The sequence below is a fragment of the Ruegeria sp. BC7 genome (genome assembly GCF_056539165.1).
On the sequence record NZ_JBQFUL010000003.1, the window covers coordinates 329,801 to 349,533 of the forward strand.

Consider the following 19,733-nt stretch of genomic DNA (forward strand, 5'->3'; position numbering starts at 1 on the left):
TAGCGCGTTGGTCGTATCCGAGCGACCCGGAACGTGCGCATTGGCTTAGGGCTTGTGTCACCAGCCCTTGGGCGGCATTAAGGCCTTGATGGCAAAGCAACTCGATTATCATACGATCCGTGAGATCTTTACTCGTTTTCAGGACGCCGACCCCGAACCCAAGGGCGAGTTAGAGCATGTGAACGTCTATACCCTTGTCGTGGCCGTGGCGCTGTCGGCGCAGGCCACCGATGCGGGCGTCAACAAGGCCACGCGCGAATTGTTCAAAATCGCCGACACGCCGCAAAAGATGCTGGACCTAGGCGAAGAAGGTCTGATCGAACATATCAAGACCATCGGCCTGTTCCGCCAGAAGGCGAAGAACGTCATCAAACTCAGCCGTATACTGGTCGAGGATTACGGCGGCGAGGTGCCCAATTCCCGCGCCGCGCTGCAATCGCTGCCCGGTGTGGGGCGCAAGACGGCCAATGTGGTGCTGAACATGTGGTGGCGCCAACCGGCGCAGGCGGTGGATACGCATATCTTCCGCGTCGGCAATCGCACCGGCATTTGCCCCGGCAAGGACGTGGACGCGGTCGAGCGTGCCATCGAAGACAACATCCCCGCCGATTTCCAACTGCACGCACATCACTGGCTGATCCTGCATGGCCGCTATCACTGCAAGGCGCGCAAACCTTTATGCGGAACCTGTATCATCCGCGATCTCTGCCAATTCGAGGACAAGAACCTATGAAAACCTACCAGCTCACCGGTATCGGCAACGCCGTCGTGGACGTGATCTCTCAGGCCGATGACAGTTTTCTAGAGCTGATGGGCATCGAGAAGGGCATCATGCAACTGATCGAGCAGGAACGCGGCGAGGTTCTTTATGCGTCGATGGAAGGGCGCGTGCAGACGCCCGGTGGTTCAGTCGCCAACACTATCGCGGGTGCAGGTGCTTTGGGTCTGGATTCAGCGTTCATTGGACGTGTGCACGACGACGCGTTGGGTCGGTTCTACGCGGACGCTATGAACGAGGATGGCGTCGATTTCGTGAACCCTCCGGTCCCGGGCGGGGAGTTGCCAACCTCGCGCTCGATGATCTTCGTGTCGCCGGATGGTGAGCGGTCGATGAACACCTATCTGGGGATCTCCTCGGAACTGTCATCGCAGGACGTGTCCGCAGATGTGTCGGGCAACAGCCAGATCATGTTCCTTGAGGGTTATCTGTTCGACAAGGAAAAGGGCAAGGCTGCATTCCTTGAGGCCGCGCGCACCTGTCACAAGGGCGGCGGCAAGGCCGGGATCGCCATTTCCGATCCGTTCTGCGTGGAACGCCACCGGGTCGATTTCCTTCTGCTGATCGAGAACGAATTGGACTTTGTGATTGGCAATGAGGCCGAGATCAAATCCCTGTTTGAAACCGATGACCTTGAAGATGCGCTGGCGAAAACCGCCGTGATCTGCCCTCTGGTGGTGTGCACACGCTCGGGCGATGGTGTGACGGTGTTACATGAGGGACAGCGCATCGACGTGCCCGTTGAAAAGGTTGTGCCGGTCGACGCCACTGGCGCAGGCGATCAATTCGCCGCCGGGTTCTTGTTTGGTATGGCGACAGGCCGCGACTACGAGACTTGCGCCAAAATCGGCAATGTCTGCGCGCGCGAAGTGATCAGTCACATCGGCCCGCGCCCCGAGGCAAACATGTTGGAACTCCTGCGCGAAGAAGGTTTGCTGTGATCCACCAGAACCGCGTCCCGGGCAAAGGGACACCCAAGCGACTGCTGTTCGCGATGGCGGCGGTTTTCATGATGCCCGCCCTTACACCCGCACAAGCGGTCGATGGCCCCTGCGAAGGCTGGAAGGAAAGCGGCGACAAACCCTATTGCGGCGCGTTCCTTGAATGGTTGCCGCAATTCGCCGAGGATTTCGATATTCGGAACACCGAAGGCAGATATGCCGTGGACTGTTCGGTCCCCGGTGGCATCGAACTGTCAGGCACAGGTCCGGGTGAGACGTTCGGGCTGGTTGTGGATGGCGCGCGCATCCCCGACGTGGAAATGTGGGTCAGCTACTACGGCAACCAAAGCAACCCGATCACCTTTGTATACGGCCTCTGGCCGGAATCTTTTTCTTACGGGCTGGTTGTCAACGGCGATCAGGGCGGGTTCTACATTCTTGAGGACAAAGAGGACGGACACCGCCTGAGCCAGTGCCTCGACTAAGGCTACGATCCGGTTGCTGCGTCGTTCAACGCCCAGTCATATTTGTAGGCACTGACACCTAACACTTGCTGCAACCGCGCGCGCAGTTCCGGATCTGCCGCCGTCTGGAGGTAGGCCAGAACCGATTTCTCATCCTGCCCGAAATCTTCGCGGAACCAGATGAAGATTTTGGACAGGATCAGCCGTCCGCGATCATCGAAACGAACTCCGCGCGGGTCGTTGATATAGGCGCTCTCGGCCGCAGCAAGATCGCGTTCCAGAGTTTCAGCCTGCCATGCGCGCGCCATCAGGTTCGGGCACCCGACGGCCGCACAGTTCAGGGCATAGTGGATGCGCGGTTCGTCATAGTTTGGACGAATGACGCTGTGTTCGATGTCATTCAGGCTCAAGGTGTTCCCGGAAACCTGCACCAGAGGACGGTTCCACGGACCAATCGAGAACGGCCCGTCTTTAATATCTCTGATCGATTCAACCGGGTAGCTGTCCAGAACCACAACCACCGTTGCCGCGTTGTAGAGGTTGATCCAGTAGGCCAGTTGCTGTTCGCGGCTCAGGCGACCGGGATCGACGGATTGAAGCTGGGTCAGATACCCTTCCAACACGTCCCGATCGGCTTGCGTCACCTGCCCATAAGCCAATCGGTTCACACCCTGCGCATCCTGAGAAGTGTAGCGGCCCAGAAATACCGTCCAGGCCGCGTGATCCACTTTTTGCCCCGCTTGAGTGGAGGCTCGGGTCAAAGAGGCGTCCGGCAAAGGGGTGGCCGAGGGCAAAGCCAGACGTTCAACGCTGGCACAGGCAGCAATCAGAGGCAGCAGCAAGATCAGCAGTATACGCATAAGGTGGCCCCCGATCATTGACGATAGACCGGGGGCAAGGCCGCAAGGTCTGGCGGATACTCATCAGTTAGAGGCAAGCCCCGGACAGGGCCACGCCCCCTCACGCCAACGTGCAGGACGGTGATCGCATCACCCGCAACATCCGCCTGATTGACGTGTCTGGACCGGTGTGGGGGCTTCGTTCTGGTTGGCTCCTCGCCCCAACCAGGTGCGGTCGGCCAGATAGAAATCTGTAAACCGAACGGCAAAATCTTCGGATACCGACTTTTGAGGAATCCCCGTCGCCAACACAGCCTGTTGCCATGCCTTGACCTTGGGATAGTGCGCCAGCATGTCATGACCGCTATGCGCTTCGACGATCGAGGCGCGGTGCAGCAACGGCAGCCACGCCATATCGACATTGCCCAGCGCCTCTCCGCCAAAGAAGGGGCCGCTGCCCAATGTCTGTTCAGCCCTTGTAAAGGCGGCGTTCAGTTTTGACATACGCTCGGCAAACGTCGCCATATCGGTGCTTTGCATCGCGCTGCACTGGACAAGATAGTGCTTGCTGGCTTGATAGCTCCAGGCGCGGTTCAGGGCGCGTTGCTCGGGCATCAAGTCGGGTTGCAAAGGCACGGAAATATCGTCGAGATATTCCGCGATCGCATCAGACTCGAAAAGTGGCGTGCCGCCTTCGGTCACCAGAACGGGCACCTGACCAGTAGGCGAGAGCTCAAGGAACCAGTCGGGTTTATCACTGAGACTGATGTAGTCGATCTGATAAGGTATCTGCTTGGCCTCAAGCAACGCGGTTACGCGCTGCACGAAAGGGCAGATTTTAAAGCTAACGATACGGATCATCTTTGTTTCCTTTTGGTGGTTTCATCTGTCAGACGAAGCCCGCGCCAAAAAGACGACGTTCAGATCAACATTTTTTGCAGCTTTCCGATTTTTCCTGCACATCCGCGATGTTTCCGCGCGCATCCATCGTGATGTCGCAGCAGTTTTCAAACGCTTTGCGCAACTCGGCCCGACCTTTCTGCACGCGGGATTTGAGTGTCGAATACGGGAGACCATGCGCCATTGCGTAGTCGCTCTGAGACATGCCGTTGATGTCGATGGCCATCAGCATATCCGCCGTTTCCGCGGGCAGACCGCGAATGAACGGCTCGACGCAGCGTTCCAGATCCTGCCGGATTTCGGGGTCATCGCGGTGATACCAAAGGTCGTCCGGGTGCGCCTGCGTGCGGCCGGACTTGCGGTAATAGTCTATGATGGTGCGATCAGCGGTCTGAAAAAGCCACGGCTGCAACTTGGACGGATCATTCAGCGCAGGCAAACCTGTAAACACTTTGACCGAAATCTCTTGCAGCAAGTCGTCCACATCTGCCGCATTCGAGACGCGAGAGTGCAGAAACGCCTTCAGGCGCGCACGGTATTTGGGCCAGATATCCTCGATGTGCATGGCACTTTATGACAGGTGTTCGGCAAAGGCGGCAACCACCTGCTGGTAGACCTCACGCTTGAATGGCACGATCTCGTTGATCAGGTTGCCCGGCTCTTGCCATTTCCAGCGGGTGAACTCGGGGTGTTCAGTCTGGATGTCGATTTGATCATCGCGCCCGGTAAAGCGCAGCAGGAACCATTTCTGTTCCTGCCCACGATAGCGCCCTTTCCAGATTTTCGGGACGATATCATGGGGCAGATCATAGGGCAGCCATCCGGGGGTCTCGGCCACGACCTGCACCAGATCGGCGGTGACGCCGGTTTCCTCCCAAAGTTCGCGCAGGGCCGCATCGCGAGGGTCTTCGCCCTTATCCACGCCACCCTGAGGCATCTGCCAGGCCTCGGCGTGGCGGTCATTGCGCTGGCCTACGAAAATCTTGCCCTCGGCATTCATCAACATTAGCCCGACGCAAGGACGGTAGGGCAGTTTGGCAATCTGTTCCGGGGTCATTGGCGGCCTCATATCGGTGTCCCGGTTCGTCTGTATCAAGTGCCGCAGCGACAGCAAAGACTTTGACGCTAGGTTTCGCGTGACAATGTTGACGCGAAGGTCAATCTAACGCTGCAATTCCGGGAGGGAGAGTTCGCCATGACTGAGTACCCAAATATGCTGGCCCCGCTTGATCTGGGCTTTACGACCTTGAAAAACCGCGTGCTGATGGGCTCGATGCACACTGGCCTAGAAGAAACCGGCGACTGGAACCGGGTGGCCGAGTTCTATGCCGATCGCGCACGCGGTGGCGTGGGCCTTATGGTGACAGGCGGGATTGGTCCAAACCTTGAGGGTTCGGTCCTGCCGGGCGCATCAATGATGACCAATGACAAAGAGGTGGCGAACCATTCCATCGTCACCCAGCGTGTGCATGAAGCGGGCGGCAAGATCGCCATGCAGATTCTGCATGCGGGCCGCTATGCCTATGGCCCCAAATGCGTGGCCCCCAGCCCGGTGAAATCGCCCATCTCTCCTTTCCCGCCGAATGAACTGGACGAGGACGGGATCGAAAAGCAGATCAGCGACATCGTCAACGCGGCTGTTCTGGCCCAAAAAGCGGGCTATGACGGGGTCGAGATCATGGGCTCCGAAGGGTATTTCATCAACCAGTTCCTCGTGACCCACACCAATAAGCGTGAGGATCGCTGGGGTGGCTCGTACGAAAACCGCATGCGCCTGCCGATCGAAGTCGTGCGCCGCACGCGCGAGGCCGTGGGCACCGATTTCATCATCATCTATCGCCTGTCCATGATCGACTTGATCCCCAACGGCTCGACCTATGATGAGGTGGTCGAGCTTGCACAGCGAATCGAAGAAGCGGGCGCCACGATTATCAACACCGGTATCGGCTGGCACGAAGCGCGGATTCCGACCATCGCCACCAGCGTACCCCGTGCGGCCTTTGCCTGGGTCACGAAAAAGCTGATGGGTCAGGTGAACATTCCGGTAATCACTTCGAACCGGATCAACACGCCCGAGGTCGCCGAAGAGGTTCTGTCGACCGGCTGCGCCGACATGGTGTCGCTGGCGCGCCCGATGCTTGCGGATGCAGATTTCGTGAACAAGGCCATCGCGGGACAGTCTGCCCAGATCGCACCTTGTATTGCCTGCAACCAAGCCTGCCTTGATCATACGTTCGGCGGCAAGTTGACCTCGTGTCTGGTCAATCCACGCGCCTGTCATGAGACCGAGCTGGTGATCGAACAGGCCGAAACCCGCAAGACCATCGCCATCGTCGGCGCAGGTCCGGCGGGTCTGTCCACCGCGATGACCGCTGCCCAGCGTGGACATGACGTAACCCTGTTCGACCGCGCCGCCGAAGTTGGCGGGCAGCTCAACATGGCCAAGCAGGTTCCGGGTAAAGAGGAATTCTGGGGTCTGGTCGACTGGTATCGCACCATGATCGCTGATCTGGGTGTGAAGGTCGAACTGAACCACGAGGTCAGCGCCGACGACCTGACCGGTTTTGATGAAGTCGTCATCGCCACCGGCGTCAACCCGCGCGACCCGGAAATCCCCGGGCAAGACCGCGAGAATGTCATCAGCTACATCGACGTTCTGCGTGACAAGGCCGAGGTCGGCAAATCCGTCGCCGTGATCGGTGCCGGCGGCATCGGGTTCGACGTGTCCGAGTTCCTGCTGGAAGACGGTCACAGTATCACCACGGACCTGCCTGCGTGGATGAAGGAATGGGGCGTGACTGACCCGGCTGAGCACCGCTCGGGCCTGGCCCCCGAAGGACCGCAGCCAGCGGCCCCGGCGCGCGAAGTGACGTTGCTGCAACGCAAGAAACAAGCGCATGGTAAGGGCCTGGGTAAAACCACCGGCTGGATTCACCGCGCGACGCTCAAGATGAAGGACGTGAACTTCGTTGGCGGCGTCAATTACGAGCGTATCGACGACGACGGCCTGCATGTCAGCTTTGGCGAGGAGCGCGCGGACCCAACCGTTATCGCAGCAGATACAGTTGTTCTGTGCTCCGGTCAGGTCTCGGAACGCAGCCTTGCGGATGCGTTGATCGAACGCGGCATCACTCCGCATGTGATCGGCGGCGCGGATTTGGCCGCGGAACTGGACGCAAAGCGCGCGATCAACCAAGGCACACGCTTGGCCGCTACTTTCTAACGCGACGATAACTTTTGCACCCAGCGAAGCCGCCTCGAATGAGGCGGCTTCCTAATGTTCTTCTGCTAATGGCAGAGGTGCAGAGCGACCCTTCGCGATCTGATCAAGCAAGGCGGAGTGCGCGCGCCTCCTACTCGACCGTGATCGTAATCACATCTGACACAATCGGCGTGGCGTGCGGCACATGCCCGACATCGCCAAGCACCAGTTGCAGCGTATGCTCACCCGCGGCAAGGTCCAGTGTCACTTCGGTTTGTCCACCGCCGAAATGGATGTGGTTGTCATCGGCAGGCAGACCATAGGCCAACTCATCCGCGCCATCTTCCCCCTCGCCCAGCGGCGGACGGTCGATCAGAAGGTGGTGGTGGCCCGTGTTTTCTTTCTCTGTACCGGCCGGGGCGACGCCCATTCCGCTTAGGCCGAACACGATCGTTACGGGTGAGTTTACGGTATCTCCATCCGACAAATTCACGAAATAGACCGTGGCATCCGGGTTGGAAGGCGTCTCACCCCCGGCCTGAACAAACGTGGCTGAAAGGGTCAGAGCGACGATGGCGAAAAAGGCTTTCATGATCTCCTCCGTGGTCACAAATTTGCCATTCTCATCCTAACATATTCACGCAAAATCTACTAAAACCCTACATGTATTGAGTTTGTGGCGAATTAAGAAACCACCGTTTCCGCGTTTCCTATACGCAAACGATCCGAATTAAATCCCTGATATTATCCCATGTCTGCCCAGTTTCCGCCCAGATTGGCCAGCAAGATCGGTCAACGAACCAAGACCTGGGGAACGAGTATGGACAGACTGACCGAAATGGAAGCCTTTGCCAATGTGGTGGACCAGGGTGGCTTCACGGATGCGGCCAAGAAAATGGGCATCTCCAAGTCGGCCGTGTCAAAGCACGTATCGAGCCTGGAAGCCCGCCTGGGCGCTCGCCTGTTAAACCGCACGACACGCCGTGTTTCGCCGACAGAAATCGGCCTCGCCTACTATGACCGGGCACGTCGCGTTCTGAATGACGCGGGCGAAGCCGACGCCTTGGTGACCTCGATGCAATCCGCACCATCCGGGCTACTTAGAATCAGCGTCGCGACAGATTTCGGCGTGAATCACCTGTCGCCGGTTTTGTCAGGGTTTCTGGCGGCTTACCCGGATATCACGGTGAACATGGTTCTGAACAACCGGTATGTAGAGCTGATCTCGGAAGGCTTTGATGTGGCTGTACGAATCGGTGAGCTGGAAGACAGCACCTTGCGCGCCCGCAAGCTGACCGAAACCGTGAAACGCATGGTCGCCGCCCCAAGCTATATCGAGAAATACGGACGCCCGCAGAAGATCGACGATCTGAACGAACACAAGCTGTTGCACTATTCCAGCCAGTCGTCGGGCAACGTGTGGAAGCTGACCGCGCCTTCGGGTGAAAAACGTCAGGTCCGCACCGCAGGTTGGTTGAGCGTCAACGACGGTCAATCCCTGCTGAACGCGGCGATCTCGGGCCTTGGGATCGCCCATCTGCCCAGCTATCTTTATGCCGACGCGCTGAAAACAGGTCGGGTTATGGACGCGATGCCGTCACTACCCGACGAGGTTCAAGGCGTCTATGCTGTCTACCCTCCAGGCCGTTTCACGCAGCCCAAAGTACGAGCATTCATTGATTTTCTGGTCGAGTCCTTTAACGACAAGGGTCCGATGGATTGGTAATTTCTCCCCGGTGAAGACTGTACGACCCGCGCTTCCTGTGCGGGTCTTTTTTTATTCAAACGGCACCGTCAAACCCATATCCCGTGCAACTTTGCGCAGAGATTGCGTCAGAATATTTCGGCCCTGCAGATCATCTTCCCCACGGCGCGCCAACAACGCGATATCGCGGTTGGCATTGGGAATGGCCAAGGGGCGCAACCGAACCTCATCGCGGTAGATCCCCTGCCGACGCGCGTACAAGTCGGGCAAAACGGCAACGCCAACCCCCGAAGCCGCCATCAGAACGATCGAATCCAGCGTCGTTCCTTCATATTCATCCGACACGACCCCACCACATTCGGCAGCCAGAGCGTACACGATCCGGGACAGGCGATGGCTTTGATCCAGCGTCAGAATCAAGCGGTCGCGCAGGTCTTCGGCGGTGACGCCGTGCAAATCCCGCGCCAGCATGTCGTCAACGGCCACGCCGATCCACAAGGTTTCATTGAACAGACGCTGCTGCATCGTATTCGGATGATCCTCGGGGGTTGAGATAATCAGGTCAAAGCGCCCTGATTTGAGTCCTTGCTCAAGGTCACGCGTGTTTTCCTCACGCACTACGATACGCAAGCCCGGACGCTCCTGATGGATTTTCTTGATGGCCTGCGGCAACAGATATGGACCGATTGACGGCAGCACACCCAGTCTCAAACGTCCGCCCACCGGCGCGTCGCTGGTCACGGCGTGGCGTAGGTCCTGAACCTCGGCCAATATTTTTTGAGCGCGTGAAATGAACTCCTCTCCTTTGGCTGTTGCGTAAACACCGCCTCGATTGCGTTCAAAGATGCGCAGGCCAAGCTCCTGTTCTACAGCCGATATCTGCGCCGAAAGGCTGGGCTGACTGACATTCAGCACGTCCGCCGCAAGCCCGAACCGGCCAAGGCGACTGACGGTGACTATGTATTCAAGTTGACGCAAGGTCGGGCGCATTTCATAGCCTTAAACTATGTTAAATTTAGAAAGATAATATTGGGATAATGCAATTCGGCAAGGCACCTAGCCCAAAAACCGGGACAGGAGCCGCAAATGCCCAGCGTAATCGAAACACTGTCCAGCAATTTGCTGGTGCCTACGATCCTTTTCTTCGCGCTGGGATTGCTGGCTGCCTTTGTGCGCAGCGATCTTTCGATTCCCACGGGCGCGGCCAAGTTCATGTCTCTGTATCTGCTGCTGGCCATCGGGTTCAAAGGCGGCAGCAATCTGGCCGAACATGGCATCCACCTGGACTTGTTTCTAACCCTGCTGGGTGGTGTGGCACTGTCCTTCGCCATTCCGTTCGTTGCCTTCGGGTTGCTGCGGATCATGACCCGGCTGGACCCGCTGAACGCGGCGGCGGTCGCCGGGCACTATGGGTCGATTTCGATCGTTACCTTCGTGACCGCCACAAGCCTGCTGGACCTTGTCGGCCTCAGCCATGATGGGTTCATGGTCGCTGTCGCCGCAGCGATGGAGGTGCCCGCCATCCTGTCTGCGCTGTGGCTTGCCCACAGATCAAATGGCAATGGCATCAAGGATGAGGGGCTTTGGCGTGATCTTCTGGCGAACGGGTCCATTGTTCTGCTGACCGGCGCCTTCCTCATCGGAGCCATCACGGGCGGTGAAGGCATGCAAATGATCGCGCCGTTCATTGTGACGCCCTTTACCGGAATCCTCTGCCTGTTTCTTCTGGACATGGGCCTTTCAGCCGGGCGGAGCCTGCTGAGTAACCGCGATAAACTGTCGGTGGGGCTGTTTGGCTTTGGCGTGCTGATGCCCCTGATCGGAGCGATGATGGCCTGGGTCGTCGGTGCAATGATCGGCCTGTCCGAAGGCAGCCTGTTCCTGCTGATGGTGCTGTCTGCGTCGGCCTCTTACATCGCGGTGCCAGCGGCAATGAAGATCGCGCTGCCCAAGGCCGAGTCCGGGATTTACCTGACCCTGTCACTGGGCGTTTCGTTCCCGTTCAACATCACGGTTGGTCTGCCGCTTTACCTGTGGTGGGTGATGTGACGGATCAGTTGACCAGCAAAATCGCCTCGACCCGGCGGTTCAGGTCCCTGCCCTCGGGCGTGGCGTTTGAGGTCAACGGGGCAAGATAACCGATCCCGCGCGCCTCAAGCCGGTCTGCCACGACACCGTATTTTTCAATCAAACGGACGCGAACCGCCTGCGCCCGGCCCGTGCTGACCGAGATATTGGCCTCGAGCGTGCCAGTGTCATCTGTGTTGCCAACAAGCGCCATCCGCACGTCCGGGTTTTCTTTCAGGTACGCAGCGATCAGGGCAAGCGACGCAAACGGGCCGTCGCCCAGAGTGATCTCACCGGTGCGAAAATGCAGATCGTCCAGAATGACATGGCCGTTCTGTTCGAGATCAGCCAGCAGCCCCTGCGACTGCTCCACCGTCTCTTCGATGACAAGCGGCGGAGGGGCTTCGGCATCCGCAGGTGTCACGCGGATCATCTGAACATAGCCATCTGGCGGGTTGCGACTGACCAGAAGACTCAGCGCCTCGTCCCCGCGGGTGGCGGACAGAAAGCGATAATCCTGAATGGCCACATACATGTCGGGCGTCGGCACGACCTCGGTTCCAAAACGAAAGTCAAAGCCGCCGCAAGTGCGCGCCTCGCATTCAAACAGCACGTCGAACCCTTGCGCCTGAATCTGATCCCGCAGCGGCTCGAGCAACTGCAGCGTCGTGCTGGACCCCGCCTGCAAGCGCCACGTCAAACGCTCGACCCGGCCCTCGACCGTTCGGGCAGGCACAGAGCCATCGGTAAAAACCCCGGTCGGCATGTCATAGCTGTCCAAGGCACTGGTCCGGTCACTGACCTGACGCGCACCAGAGGGCAGTGTCAGGTCTTGCGCGGCAACCGGCCCGACCCAAAACAGGGCCAGTATGAGGGTGAGGTTTCGGATCATCGGGCCTGCGCGTGATACTCATCATTGGGGGCCATCGCGGTGGCGCTGGCAACCCGGTTCGACATGTTGAAAAAGCCGGTCACATTGGCGATGTCCCAGATATCACGATCCGAAAAACCCTCGTCGCGCAAGCGCTGACGATCAGGTTCTTCGATCTCGGTACTGGCAGTCGTCATCTTTGCCGCAAAGTCCAGCATCGTGCGCTGACGCGCATCCAAAGGGGCGACACGGTAGTTCATCACCAACATTTCACCCAACTTCGGATCGCCCGATAGTTGCCGGACCGCCGCACCATGGGCCACAAGACAGTAAAAGCACTTATTGATGGCCGAGACCACAACGGCGATCATTTCACGTTCCAGCTTGGACAGACCGCTGTCGCCCAGCATCAGGTCGTTATACATCCCTGTAAAGCCGTTCAGCTTGTCGATATCGAAGGCATACGCCTTCAGCACATTGGGCACGAAACCCAGCTTTTCGACGCAGATATCAAAGTATTTTTGGGTTTCAGGCGGCAGCGGGTCGGCCATCGGCAGGTTCAGCGCGGTTGGTAGTGTTTGATCGGTCACGTCGGGCTCTCTCCTTGGGTAAGCTGACGGTAATGGTATTCTCCGACGATCTCCATCCCGAGCGCATGATAGAGACCATTGGCCCCATCATTGGCCTTGGTACAGATCACGCTAAGCGTTTCAACGCCTTGCTCCTGCGCCCAGAACGCCGCAGCGCGCATCGCCCACCGACCCAAGCCGTGACGACGGTGCGACGGCAAAATCTCCAACGCGTGCAACATGGCAATCGAGCCATGCACCGCGACAAAGGCAGTACCCGCAGGCTGATCCGCGCGGCGCAGCAAAAGTCCGGTTTTCGGCCCCGGCGCGCGATCCATCACGGCCAGACGGTCGGGTCCGATGCCTCCCTTGGCCCAGATTTCGTTCATGATTGCCAACGGATCCCAGATGGCAAAAGCCGTGACGCGGGGGATTGGAATATCTGTCAGATGCTCGACCGGGCAGGAATAGATGTTGACCGGATCAAGTATGTCGTATCCACGGTCGGCAAGCTGATGATTCAGCGCCTCGTCGCCCGGCCAAATACAGAAAATCCGCTTTTGCCCCATGGACCGCATCGCGGCTTCGGCGGCGTCGATCTCAGTCTCGCTCGCTGCACCCAGGGCGCTTGCGGCCGATACGCGAGATCCCCCGCCCAATCCTTGCCGCAGCCGGAATGGACCCCGCCGATCATAACGCGCGGCAGGCCATGTGCCATCGACAACATCCGCCCAGCTCGGGGTCACAGGTCCAGCTCTTTCGCCAGTCGGATTGTGGCCGCGTCAACCCGCGCACCGTCGGTTCCGCGAATGACGACGTTTGACCCGAAAACGCCGTTGACCTGAAACGGATAGCTGCCAATGGAGAGGTCCGGGAAGTCATCGGCCAACACGGATAATGTTCCGGCGATATCCCCTTCGCCCCGGTCTACCCGCAAGGTTTGAGACAATAGCGGTCTGCCTCCGCTCAGGCCGTGCAGAACGCTTGCAACCATAGCCTGGAAAACCGTCGGCACCCCGGCCATGACATGCACGTTCTCAAGCGTAAAACCCGGCGCGGTCGAAACCGGATTGTCGATCAGCTCTGCCCCGTCCGGGATACGGGCCATGCGCAAGCGGGCTTGGTTCAGTTCCAGACCCGAGTTCTTGTAATGCGTCTCTAGCAGGGCGCGGGCATCGGCACGCACGTCGATTGACGCCCCGAAAGCTGCTGCGATGCAGTCCGCCGTGATGTCATCATGGGTCGGACCGATGCCACCGCTTGTAAAGACGTGATCATGGGCCCCTGACAACGCCTTGACCGCAGACTCGATCGCGGTAGCATCGTCGCTGACGATACGAACTTCCTTGAGGTCGATGCCCAGTTTCGTCAATTCTCCGGCAAGGTAGTGCATATTGGCGTCCCGGGTGCGCCCTGAGAGAATTTCATCCCCGATCACAAGCATTGCAGCGGTTGGATTGGCCATGGCGCGTGCCCCCTCTTGATCGACCCTTGAGGCAGGTATAGGCCGTTGGCCATGCGATTTGAAACCCCTCTTGTCCCCGCCCGCCTGATCCGCCGATACAAACGCTTTCTGGCCGATTGCAGGCTGGAGGACGGGCGCGAGGTCACAGCCCATTGCGCCAATCCGGGGTCAATGATGGGGCTGGCGGAACCAGAGCAGAAAATCTGGCTGGAGCCCAACGATGATCCGAAGAAAAAGCTGAAATACGGTTGGCGGCTTGTAGATCACGAGAACGGTCACTTTACAGGGGTCGATACTTCGGTTCCCAACAAAGCCCTACGCGCGGCACTGCTGGCGCGTGAAATCCCTGAACTGGCCGCCTATGAAACCATCCGGCCCGAGGTGAAATACGGCGAAAACAGCCGCATCGACTTTCTGCTGACCCAACCCGGCCTGCCGGATGCCTATGTCGAGGTCAAAAGCGTGACCCTGTCACGCCAGCCGGGTCTGACCGAGTTCCCCGACAGCGTCACCGCACGCGGCACCAAACATCTGGGCGAACTATCGGCGATGGCGGCACAGGGCCACCGGGCGATCATGCTGTATCTCGTGCAGCGCACGGATTGTGACCGGTTTGCATTGGCTGCAGATATCGACCCGGCTTATGCCGACGCCTTCAAGACTGCACAAGCGCAAGGGGTTGAGCGCCTTGTCATCGGCACCCGGATTTCATCCGAAGGCGTTTGGGTGGATACGAAGCGATTCAACTATGAACAAGGTTAGCTGACTGACCCAAAGCTCTGCTGTGTTCAACTTGGCGCGCGGCATACAAAGGTGGTGGACGCAAGCGGCATCGTCATATCGCTGGCCTCAAATTGCGACCGAAGCGCCGACAGCATTTCGGTCACAACCTCGTCCGGGTCGACACCCCCGCGCGCCCTGATTTCGTCAATCATCGGGTTCCCGTAAATCAGGGCAGTGGCAAACCTCTCGGGATCAATGATCGGTTTGTTGATCCTGATGGTTTCATGAGTGACGTCCCTCCATCCTGCTTCCCGCAAATCCTCAAGGACAGCTTCCGGGTCGCCATAGTGAAACGGAACCTTGTAAAATCCCGGCGGATCATCGGGGAAGAACCGCGCCGCCGCATTGTGCGCCGTCTCTGAGAAAGGGTTCTCTGCCATAGAGTTCCAGACGTTAAAGACATAACGGCCGCCGGGTCGCAGGACACGCGCCGCTTCACGGTAAGACTCGGTTTTGTCCGGAAAGAACATCACGCCGAACTGACAGACCATCAGGTCGAATGAATTGTCGTCAAATGGCAACTCCATTGCGTTGGCGACAGAAAACTCAACATTGTCCCGGTCTGAAAACTTGCCTTTGGCTATTTCCAGCATCGGAGCGTTCAGATCAGTAACAACCAGCGAGGTCTGCGGGTGCAACTGATCCCGCAATTTACGGCTGACAATCCCTGTCCCCGCAGCAAGTTCAAGTACCTGCCGTGCGTCCAGCCCGCCGCACAGCGCTGCAATCTTATCTGCATAATCCACGAATATATTCGGACCCAGCCCTTGATCGTAATGGGCCGGAATTTCACCAACAAATTCTGCCGAATTACCTGACATGACCACCCTCCCAAGTGTTCGCAACCCGTTGAAAGTCGCCACTTTAACCCAGTTTCCGAGTTTATGCGAACACAGCAGGCCGCGTCCGGCCTTGAACTTTGCCCTGTCAGAACCATTTGAACGGTTGAAAAAGCCCGCGACCCATCGCCCTCTGGTACTTTCTGCACAAGCAGCGTAAAAGAAATGCCGCGCGAAACATTTGGAGCCTCGCACCGATGAAGGAACATCGTGGCCGTCTGACAAAGGACGGTATCCGCATCTATGAACAGGGCGACTTTGCCGGCATGCACGCGGCAGGGGCGTTGGCTGCGCGGATTCTGGATGACATTGCAGAGCATGTCTTTCCCGGTCAAACCACCGGCGCGATAGATGGCATGATCACCCAGATGGTCGAGGACGCAGGCGCGACATCGGCAACCATCGGTTACAAGGGCTATCAGCACGCAAGCTGCATCAGCGTCAATCATGTGGTTTGCCACGGCATTCCCGGCGACAAGCGGCTGAAGGATGGCGATATCCTGAATATCGACGTCACCGTCATCGTCGACGGCTGGTTCGGCGACACGTCGCGCATGTATGTGGCGGGCAAACTGCCCCGCAAGGCGGAACGCCTGATCCAGGTGACACACGATGCCTTGTTCAAGGGGATTGAGATGGTCAAGCCGGGCAACACGTTCGGCGATATCGGCCACGCGATTCAGGCGTATGTCGAAGCGCATCGCATGAGCGTTGTGCGCGACTTCTGCGGCCATGGACTGGGTCGGGTGTTCCACGCGCCGCCCAACGTCCTGCACTATGGTCGTCCGGGAACCGGGGCGGTTCTGGAAGAAGGCATGTTCTTCACGATCGAGCCGATGGTGAATCTGGGGCGGCCTGAAACCAAAACCCTGTCCGATGACTGGACAGCTGTGACACGGGACAAGTCCCTATCCGCACAGTTTGAACATTCGGTTGGCGTTACGGCAGATGGGGTAGACATCTTTACCCTATCACCGGGCAACAAGTACCATCCGACCTATTCGTCCTGATCGGCGGCCTGATCCCGCAAGAGCTTCAACAGCAGTGTTTCAGCCCCCCACGGCGTCACCGCGTCGTGGATGAAGATAGGCGCGCGCATCGGTGTGCGCTCGGGGCCGGTATCGGCTGCGGCCACCTGTGACGATGCCCAGATCGAAGGGGTCAATGCGCGGTCCATGAAGGCAGCCTACCACATTCGGTCAACTTCCCCAAAGACCTGGACGCGGCACGCAGGAAAGCCCGGCCTCATGCGTCCGAGGCACCCTTCCACATCAACGTGATATGCGTATCCCCATATTTGCGGCTGTCCTGCAGTGAAAACCCCTCGGGCGGCTGCATCGGGGCGTTTTCTTCCCACACGATCAGCGCGCCTTCGGATATCCATCCGCCGGACAAAGCGGCCAGAGCCTTCTGGCCCATGGATTTCCCGTAAGGAGGGTCCAGGAAAATCAGGTCATAGGGCGCGTCTGGGTTTTCGCCCAACCGGGTCGCGTCGCGGCGGATCAGGTGGGTCTGGCCAGAGCTACGGGTCAGGTCGATATTCTTGCGGATCAACCCCTGCGCCACGCGCCCGTCATCCACGAAGGTCACATGGCTCGCGCCGCGCGACAGCGCCTCAAGCCCCAGCGCACCTGTGCCCGCGAACAGGTCCAGCACGCGCAGACCGTCAAAGTCGATCTGATGGGTCAACACGTTGAACAGGCTTTCGCGGACGCGATCCGTTGTGGGCCGCAGATGTGCGCCCGCGTCCCCCTTGCCGACCGAGGCCAATGCGCGGCCCCGGAATTCTCCGGCGATGATCCTCACGCCTTGAGCAGCGGCTTAAGGTCCGCTTCGGGGTCGGCAACCACGGCGGGATCGGCGGTTTTGCCTGCGTCGATCAGGCGTTTGCCGACCATATAGGCGCGCGGGTCGTTCATCGCGTCCACAGCGATCAACTGATCGCCTTTGTAGTACCAGAACGACACGGTTGCGCCCTCACCCTGCCGCGTCACAACGCGATCATAGCCGGTGTTCAGCCCCGCGATTTGTAGTTTGACGTCATATTGATCCGACCAGAACCACGGCGTCGCGGTATAGTCCTTTTCCGCGCCCAACATGTTCTGAGCGACGATCTCGGCCTGATCAATGGCGTTGGGTACGCTTTCCAGCCGGATACGTCCCCCGTCATGGGGGAATGACGCGCTATCGCCCGCCGCCCAGATCGAGGGGTCCGAGGTGCGGCCGTGGGCATCGGTCTTGATGCCATTGTCCAGATCCAGCCCGGCCAATTCCGCGAGAGCGGTCGAGGGGGCGATACCCACGCCAACGACGACAAAATCAACCTCTAGTTCGGTCCCGTCCGTCAGGACCGCACCTGTGACCCTGCCGTCCTCGCCCACCAGACGATCCAGACCGACACCCTCGCGGATATCCGCCCCGTATTGCGTGTGCAGGGCGCGGAAATAATCGCTGGTCTCTGGCGCGGCGACACGTTGCAGAATGCGGTCGGCCATCTCGACCAGAGTCACCTTGACCCCGCGCTTGGCGCAGACCGCTGCGGCCTCAAGCCCAATATAGCCGCCGCCCACGATCAACGCGCGGGCACCCTCTTTCACGCGCGGCTCCATCTCGTCGATATGGGCGAGATCGCGCACCACATGCACACCAGACAGATCGCCACCGATGGCAGCAGGCAACCGGCGCGGGTCGGACCCGGTGGTCAAAGCCAGTTCGTCATAAGAAATGACCTCATCACCCAACGAAACGGTCTTGGCCTGAGGATCGATCCCGGTCACGCGCTGACCCAGACGAAGCGCGATGTTGTTCTCGGCATAAAAGCTCTCGGGGCGTAGGAACAGGCGTTCCAACTCCATCTCGCCAAGCAGATAAGCCTTGGACAATGGGGGGCGCTGATAGGGCAGATGCGGTTCGGCCCCGATCAGGGTGATGTCACCTTTGAACCCGTCTTTGCGCAGCTTTGCGACAAGCGAAGCGCCCGCTTGTCCGGCACCGATTACGACAATATGGCTCATCTTCCCCTCACCCTGTCGAATTCCCGTGGTCTCCTCCACGCGTCCACCTATATTGCGGCAAAGCCCGACTCTGCAAATCCAAACGACAGGAGCACAAAAATGATTTCAACAGGTGATATGCTGCCCGACGCCACGCTGATCCAGATGGGTGCAGATGGCCCCGAAGAAGCGCGGGTTTCAGACAAGACCAAGGGGCGCAAGGTCGTAATTTTTGCCGTCCCCGGCGCGTATACTGGAACCTGCACAACCGCGCATGTGCCAAGCTTTATCCGAACCAAGACCCAATTTGATGCCAAGGGCGTTGACGAAATCATCTGTATCTCGGTCAACGACCCGTTTGTCATGGGGGCATGGGGCGAGTCGACGGGTGCGACGGCCGCCGGGTTGTCGATGATGTCCGATCCTGCATCGGAGTTCACCAAGGCCATCGGAATGGACTTTAACGCCCCGCCCGTGGGCTTGTTCGGGCGTTCAAAGCGCTATGCGATGCTGGTCGAGGATGGCAAGGTTACCGCCCTGAACCTCGAAGAAAACCCCGGCGCATGCGAGATTTCGGCTGGCGAGGGTCTGCTCGAGACGATCTAAGCAAGCATGGCCCCGGCCCCGGTCGGGGCCATGAATTCTATTTAACTTGATGCAACGCCCTGATGCGCGAATACTGATCCTATTCGTTCAGGGAGTTCTGTGATGAAACTAAGGGTATTTACTATCTTGCTCGGCGCGGCAGGCGCTCTGGCGGCCTGCGGGCCTGCCCCCACTCCACAGCAGCAAGCGGCCCGACAGCATGAGATCGCCTGTCTCAGCGGTACGCTGGGCGGTGCACTGATCGGAGGAGCCATCGGCAACCAGTTCGGCGGCGGTTCGGGCCGCGACATCCTGACTGCGGCAGGCGCAGTTGCAGGCGGCCGGGGCGGTCAGCTTTACGCATGCTGAGGAGGACGAAGATGAGACTTGGATATGTGGTGCTTGCTACCATTTTGGTGGCCGGGGCAGTTTCAGCCGAAACAGCGGCCGAGCTGCACGAACAGCAACTGAACGCGATCGACGCGAACAATGACGGATTTCTGTCCAAAGACGAATTCAACGCCTTTTCCGACTATGCGTTTCAGGCGATGGATGAGGACAAGAACGGAACCCTCGGGCTGAATGAAGCCAAGCCGTTTCTGGACATAAAACAGTTCCAAAGCGTTGACCGCAATCGGGACAACCTTATCTCTCGTGCAGAATACGACGCGCAGATGAATGATGATTTTACATCCGCGGATCAGGACGGCAACGGGCTGTTGGACTAGCACC

Annotated in this window: 25 protein-coding genes; 11 read left to right on the forward strand and 14 right to left on the reverse strand. The window is 58.8% G+C overall.

The features are described 5' to 3' along the window. The first annotated feature begins 88 nt into the window (after positions 1-88). Genes nth through ACR0KS_RS10625 form a run of 3 tightly spaced genes read left to right on the forward strand, consistent with a single transcriptional unit; the run spans position 89 to position 2,204 of the window. Positions 89-733, forward strand: a complete 645-nt coding sequence (nth, locus tag ACR0KS_RS10615; RefSeq protein ID WP_170387699.1) for an endonuclease III — start codon at positions 89-91, stop codon at positions 731-733. Then, a complete protein-coding gene (locus ACR0KS_RS10620; RefSeq protein ID WP_170563999.1) occupies positions 730-1,719 on the forward strand; it encodes an adenosine kinase in 990 nt (329 codons plus the stop codon). The genes nth and ACR0KS_RS10620 overlap by 4 nt, the downstream gene beginning before the upstream one ends. Continuing rightward, complete coding sequence (locus ACR0KS_RS10625) at positions 1,716-2,204, forward strand: hypothetical protein (protein WP_170564002.1); 489 nt, start codon at positions 1,716-1,718, stop codon at positions 2,202-2,204. The genes ACR0KS_RS10620 and ACR0KS_RS10625 overlap by 4 nt, the downstream gene beginning before the upstream one ends. 2 nt (positions 2,205-2,206) lie before the next feature. Here the strand turns inward: ACR0KS_RS10625 and ACR0KS_RS10630 are convergent, their stop codons facing one another. The 4 genes from ACR0KS_RS10630 to ACR0KS_RS10645 form a co-directional block, all read right to left on the reverse strand. After that, positions 2,207-3,043, reverse strand: a complete 837-nt coding sequence (locus ACR0KS_RS10630; protein ID WP_480693196.1) for a DUF547 domain-containing protein — start codon at positions 3,041-3,043, stop codon at positions 2,207-2,209. A gap of 129 nt (positions 3,044-3,172) precedes the next feature. Continuing rightward, positions 3,173-3,883, reverse strand: a complete 711-nt coding sequence (locus tag ACR0KS_RS10635) for a glutathione S-transferase family protein (protein WP_170564008.1) — start codon at positions 3,881-3,883, stop codon at positions 3,173-3,175. 64 nt (positions 3,884-3,947) lie between these two features. Further along, complete coding sequence (gene sigZ, locus ACR0KS_RS10640; protein ID WP_170564011.1) at positions 3,948-4,487, reverse strand: RNA polymerase sigma factor SigZ; 540 nt, start codon at positions 4,485-4,487, stop codon at positions 3,948-3,950. A gap of 6 nt (positions 4,488-4,493) precedes the next feature. Further along, a complete protein-coding gene (locus ACR0KS_RS10645) occupies positions 4,494-4,979 on the reverse strand; it encodes an RNA pyrophosphohydrolase (RefSeq protein ID WP_170558298.1) in 486 nt (161 codons plus the stop codon). Positions 4,980-5,117: 138 nt separating this feature from the next. Between ACR0KS_RS10645 and ACR0KS_RS10650 the strand changes: the two genes are divergently transcribed. Beyond that, positions 5,118-7,145, forward strand: coding sequence for an NADPH-dependent 2,4-dienoyl-CoA reductase (locus tag ACR0KS_RS10650; RefSeq protein ID WP_170564014.1), 2,028 nt, complete (start codon positions 5,118-5,120; stop codon positions 7,143-7,145). A gap of 130 nt (positions 7,146-7,275) precedes the next feature. Here the strand turns inward: ACR0KS_RS10650 and ACR0KS_RS10655 are convergent, their stop codons facing one another. Next, positions 7,276-7,716, reverse strand: coding sequence for a DUF4399 domain-containing protein (locus ACR0KS_RS10655; protein ID WP_170564017.1), 441 nt, complete (start codon positions 7,714-7,716; stop codon positions 7,276-7,278). A 228-nt stretch (positions 7,717-7,944) separates the two neighbouring features. Between ACR0KS_RS10655 and ACR0KS_RS10660 the strand changes: the two genes are divergently transcribed. Continuing rightward, positions 7,945-8,850, forward strand: coding sequence for a LysR family transcriptional regulator (locus ACR0KS_RS10660; protein ID WP_170387716.1), 906 nt, complete (start codon positions 7,945-7,947; stop codon positions 8,848-8,850). 51 nt (positions 8,851-8,901) lie between these two features. Here ACR0KS_RS10660 and ACR0KS_RS10665 read toward each other — a convergent pair whose 3' ends face one another. Continuing rightward, a complete protein-coding gene (locus ACR0KS_RS10665; RefSeq protein WP_170564020.1) occupies positions 8,902-9,819 on the reverse strand; it encodes a hydrogen peroxide-inducible genes activator in 918 nt (305 codons plus the stop codon). A 96-nt stretch (positions 9,820-9,915) separates the two neighbouring features. Here ACR0KS_RS10665 and ACR0KS_RS10670 point away from each other — a divergent pair, with 96 nt between their 5' ends. Next, on the forward strand, positions 9,916-10,878 hold the full coding sequence (locus ACR0KS_RS10670; protein ID WP_170564024.1) for a sodium-dependent bicarbonate transport family permease: 963 nt from the start codon (positions 9,916-9,918) through the stop codon (positions 10,876-10,878). Between the two features lie 4 nt (positions 10,879-10,882). Here the strand turns inward: ACR0KS_RS10670 and ACR0KS_RS10675 are convergent, their stop codons facing one another. The 4 genes from ACR0KS_RS10675 to ACR0KS_RS10690 are packed head-to-tail and all read right to left on the reverse strand — an operon-like array spanning position 10,883 to position 13,801. After that, entirely contained in the window at positions 10,883-11,788 is a 906-nt protein-coding gene (locus ACR0KS_RS10675) for an OmpA family protein (protein WP_170564027.1), read from the reverse strand. Further along, positions 11,785-12,357 (reverse strand): peroxidase-related enzyme, encoded by a 573-nt coding sequence (locus tag ACR0KS_RS10680; RefSeq protein WP_170564030.1) that lies wholly within the window; start codon positions 12,355-12,357, stop codon positions 11,785-11,787. Before ACR0KS_RS10680 ends, ACR0KS_RS10675 begins: the two co-directional genes overlap by 4 nt. Beyond that, the gene (locus ACR0KS_RS10685; protein ID WP_170564033.1) at positions 12,354-13,082 is read right to left on the reverse strand and encodes a GNAT family N-acetyltransferase; all 729 of its coding nucleotides are present in this window, start codon (positions 13,080-13,082) and stop codon (positions 12,354-12,356) included. Before ACR0KS_RS10685 ends, ACR0KS_RS10680 begins: the two co-directional genes overlap by 4 nt. After that, positions 13,079-13,801: a molybdopterin-binding protein gene (locus ACR0KS_RS10690; RefSeq protein ID WP_170564037.1), complete on the reverse strand. Its 723-nt coding sequence runs from the start codon at positions 13,799-13,801 to the stop codon at positions 13,079-13,081. The genes ACR0KS_RS10685 and ACR0KS_RS10690 overlap by 4 nt, the downstream gene beginning before the upstream one ends. 51 nt (positions 13,802-13,852) lie before the next feature. On the opposite strand from ACR0KS_RS10690, the gene sfsA reads away from it, so the two are divergent. Then, complete coding sequence (gene sfsA / locus ACR0KS_RS10695; RefSeq protein WP_170564040.1) at positions 13,853-14,563, forward strand: DNA/RNA nuclease SfsA; 711 nt, start codon at positions 13,853-13,855, stop codon at positions 14,561-14,563. A 26-nt stretch (positions 14,564-14,589) separates the two neighbouring features. Here sfsA and ACR0KS_RS10700 read toward each other — a convergent pair whose 3' ends face one another. After that, on the reverse strand, positions 14,590-15,405 hold the full coding sequence (locus tag ACR0KS_RS10700) for a class I SAM-dependent methyltransferase (protein ID WP_170564043.1): 816 nt from the start codon (positions 15,403-15,405) through the stop codon (positions 14,590-14,592). A gap of 215 nt (positions 15,406-15,620) precedes the next feature. On the opposite strand from ACR0KS_RS10700, the gene map reads away from it, so the two are divergent. Continuing rightward, positions 15,621-16,433: a type I methionyl aminopeptidase gene (gene map / locus ACR0KS_RS10705; RefSeq protein ID WP_170387731.1), complete on the forward strand. Its 813-nt coding sequence runs from the start codon at positions 15,621-15,623 to the stop codon at positions 16,431-16,433. Here the strand turns inward: map and ACR0KS_RS10710 are convergent. The 3 genes from ACR0KS_RS10710 to ACR0KS_RS10720 form a co-directional block, all read right to left on the reverse strand. After that, complete coding sequence (locus ACR0KS_RS10710; RefSeq protein ID WP_170483577.1) at positions 16,421-16,600, reverse strand: hypothetical protein; 180 nt, start codon at positions 16,598-16,600, stop codon at positions 16,421-16,423. The two genes, map and ACR0KS_RS10710, sit on opposite strands and share 13 nt — an antisense overlap. 68 nt (positions 16,601-16,668) lie before the next feature. Next, positions 16,669-17,229, reverse strand: coding sequence for a 16S rRNA (guanine(966)-N(2))-methyltransferase RsmD (gene rsmD, locus ACR0KS_RS10715; RefSeq protein WP_170387735.1), 561 nt, complete (start codon positions 17,227-17,229; stop codon positions 16,669-16,671). Then, positions 17,226-18,437 carry an FAD-dependent oxidoreductase gene (locus tag ACR0KS_RS10720; protein WP_170564046.1) on the reverse strand — a complete coding sequence of 404 codons (1,212 nt, stop codon included), beginning with the start codon at positions 18,435-18,437 and terminating at the stop codon, positions 17,226-17,228. The genes rsmD and ACR0KS_RS10720 overlap by 4 nt, the downstream gene beginning before the upstream one ends. 99 nt (positions 18,438-18,536) lie before the next feature. Here ACR0KS_RS10720 and ACR0KS_RS10725 point away from each other — a divergent pair, with 99 nt between their 5' ends. The 3 genes from ACR0KS_RS10725 to ACR0KS_RS10735 all read left to right on the forward strand — a co-directional run bounded on the left by ACR0KS_RS10725 (position 18,537) and on the right by ACR0KS_RS10735 (position 19,729). Next, positions 18,537-19,022 carry a peroxiredoxin family protein gene (locus tag ACR0KS_RS10725; protein WP_170564049.1) on the forward strand — a complete coding sequence of 162 codons (486 nt, stop codon included), beginning with the start codon at positions 18,537-18,539 and terminating at the stop codon, positions 19,020-19,022. A gap of 102 nt (positions 19,023-19,124) precedes the next feature. Continuing rightward, on the forward strand, positions 19,125-19,370 hold the full coding sequence (locus tag ACR0KS_RS10730) for a glycine zipper 2TM domain-containing protein (protein WP_170564052.1): 246 nt from the start codon (positions 19,125-19,127) through the stop codon (positions 19,368-19,370). A gap of 11 nt (positions 19,371-19,381) precedes the next feature. After that, positions 19,382-19,729 carry an EF-hand domain-containing protein gene (locus tag ACR0KS_RS10735; protein ID WP_480693200.1) on the forward strand — a complete coding sequence of 116 codons (348 nt, stop codon included), beginning with the start codon at positions 19,382-19,384 and terminating at the stop codon, positions 19,727-19,729. Positions 19,730-19,733: the final 4 nt, after the last annotated feature.

Excerpts from the sequence above, each read along its gene's own strand:
- nth (WP_170387699.1), top strand. The coding sequence starts at position 89 with ATGGCAAAGCAACTCGATTATCATACGATCCGTGAGATCTTTACTCGT.
- ACR0KS_RS10620 (WP_170563999.1), top strand. The coding sequence starts at position 730 with ATGAAAACCTACCAGCTCACCGGTATCGGCAACGCCGTCGTGGACGTG.
- ACR0KS_RS10630 (WP_480693196.1), bottom strand. The coding sequence starts at position 3,043 with ATGCGTATACTGCTGATCTTGCTGCTGCCTCTGATTGCTGCCTGTGCC.
- ACR0KS_RS10635 (WP_170564008.1), bottom strand. The coding sequence starts at position 3,883 with ATGATCCGTATCGTTAGCTTTAAAATCTGCCCTTTCGTGCAGCGCGTA.
- sigZ (WP_170564011.1), bottom strand. The coding sequence starts at position 4,487 with ATGCACATCGAGGATATCTGGCCCAAATACCGTGCGCGCCTGAAGGCG.
- ACR0KS_RS10645 (WP_170558298.1), bottom strand. The coding sequence starts at position 4,979 with ATGACCCCGGAACAGATTGCCAAACTGCCCTACCGTCCTTGCGTCGGG.
- ACR0KS_RS10650 (WP_170564014.1), top strand. The coding sequence starts at position 5,118 with ATGACTGAGTACCCAAATATGCTGGCCCCGCTTGATCTGGGCTTTACG.
- ACR0KS_RS10655 (WP_170564017.1), bottom strand. The coding sequence starts at position 7,716 with ATGAAAGCCTTTTTCGCCATCGTCGCTCTGACCCTTTCAGCCACGTTT.
- ACR0KS_RS10660 (WP_170387716.1), top strand. The coding sequence starts at position 7,945 with ATGGACAGACTGACCGAAATGGAAGCCTTTGCCAATGTGGTGGACCAG.
- ACR0KS_RS10665 (WP_170564020.1), bottom strand. The coding sequence starts at position 9,819 with ATGCGCCCGACCTTGCGTCAACTTGAATACATAGTCACCGTCAGTCGC.
- ACR0KS_RS10670 (WP_170564024.1), top strand. The coding sequence starts at position 9,916 with ATGCCCAGCGTAATCGAAACACTGTCCAGCAATTTGCTGGTGCCTACG.
- ACR0KS_RS10675 (WP_170564027.1), bottom strand. The coding sequence starts at position 11,788 with ATGATCCGAAACCTCACCCTCATACTGGCCCTGTTTTGGGTCGGGCCG.
- ACR0KS_RS10690 (WP_170564037.1), bottom strand. The coding sequence starts at position 13,801 with ATGGCCAATCCAACCGCTGCAATGCTTGTGATCGGGGATGAAATTCTC.
- sfsA (WP_170564040.1), top strand. The coding sequence starts at position 13,853 with ATGCGATTTGAAACCCCTCTTGTCCCCGCCCGCCTGATCCGCCGATAC.
- ACR0KS_RS10700 (WP_170564043.1), bottom strand. The coding sequence starts at position 15,405 with ATGTCAGGTAATTCGGCAGAATTTGTTGGTGAAATTCCGGCCCATTAC.
- map (WP_170387731.1), top strand. The coding sequence starts at position 15,621 with ATGAAGGAACATCGTGGCCGTCTGACAAAGGACGGTATCCGCATCTAT.
- ACR0KS_RS10710 (WP_170483577.1), bottom strand. The coding sequence starts at position 16,600 with ATGGACCGCGCATTGACCCCTTCGATCTGGGCATCGTCACAGGTGGCC.
- ACR0KS_RS10720 (WP_170564046.1), bottom strand. The coding sequence starts at position 18,437 with ATGAGCCATATTGTCGTAATCGGTGCCGGACAAGCGGGCGCTTCGCTT.
- ACR0KS_RS10725 (WP_170564049.1), top strand. The coding sequence starts at position 18,537 with ATGATTTCAACAGGTGATATGCTGCCCGACGCCACGCTGATCCAGATG.
- ACR0KS_RS10730 (WP_170564052.1), top strand. The coding sequence starts at position 19,125 with ATGAAACTAAGGGTATTTACTATCTTGCTCGGCGCGGCAGGCGCTCTG.
- ACR0KS_RS10735 (WP_480693200.1), top strand. The coding sequence starts at position 19,382 with ATGAGACTTGGATATGTGGTGCTTGCTACCATTTTGGTGGCCGGGGCA.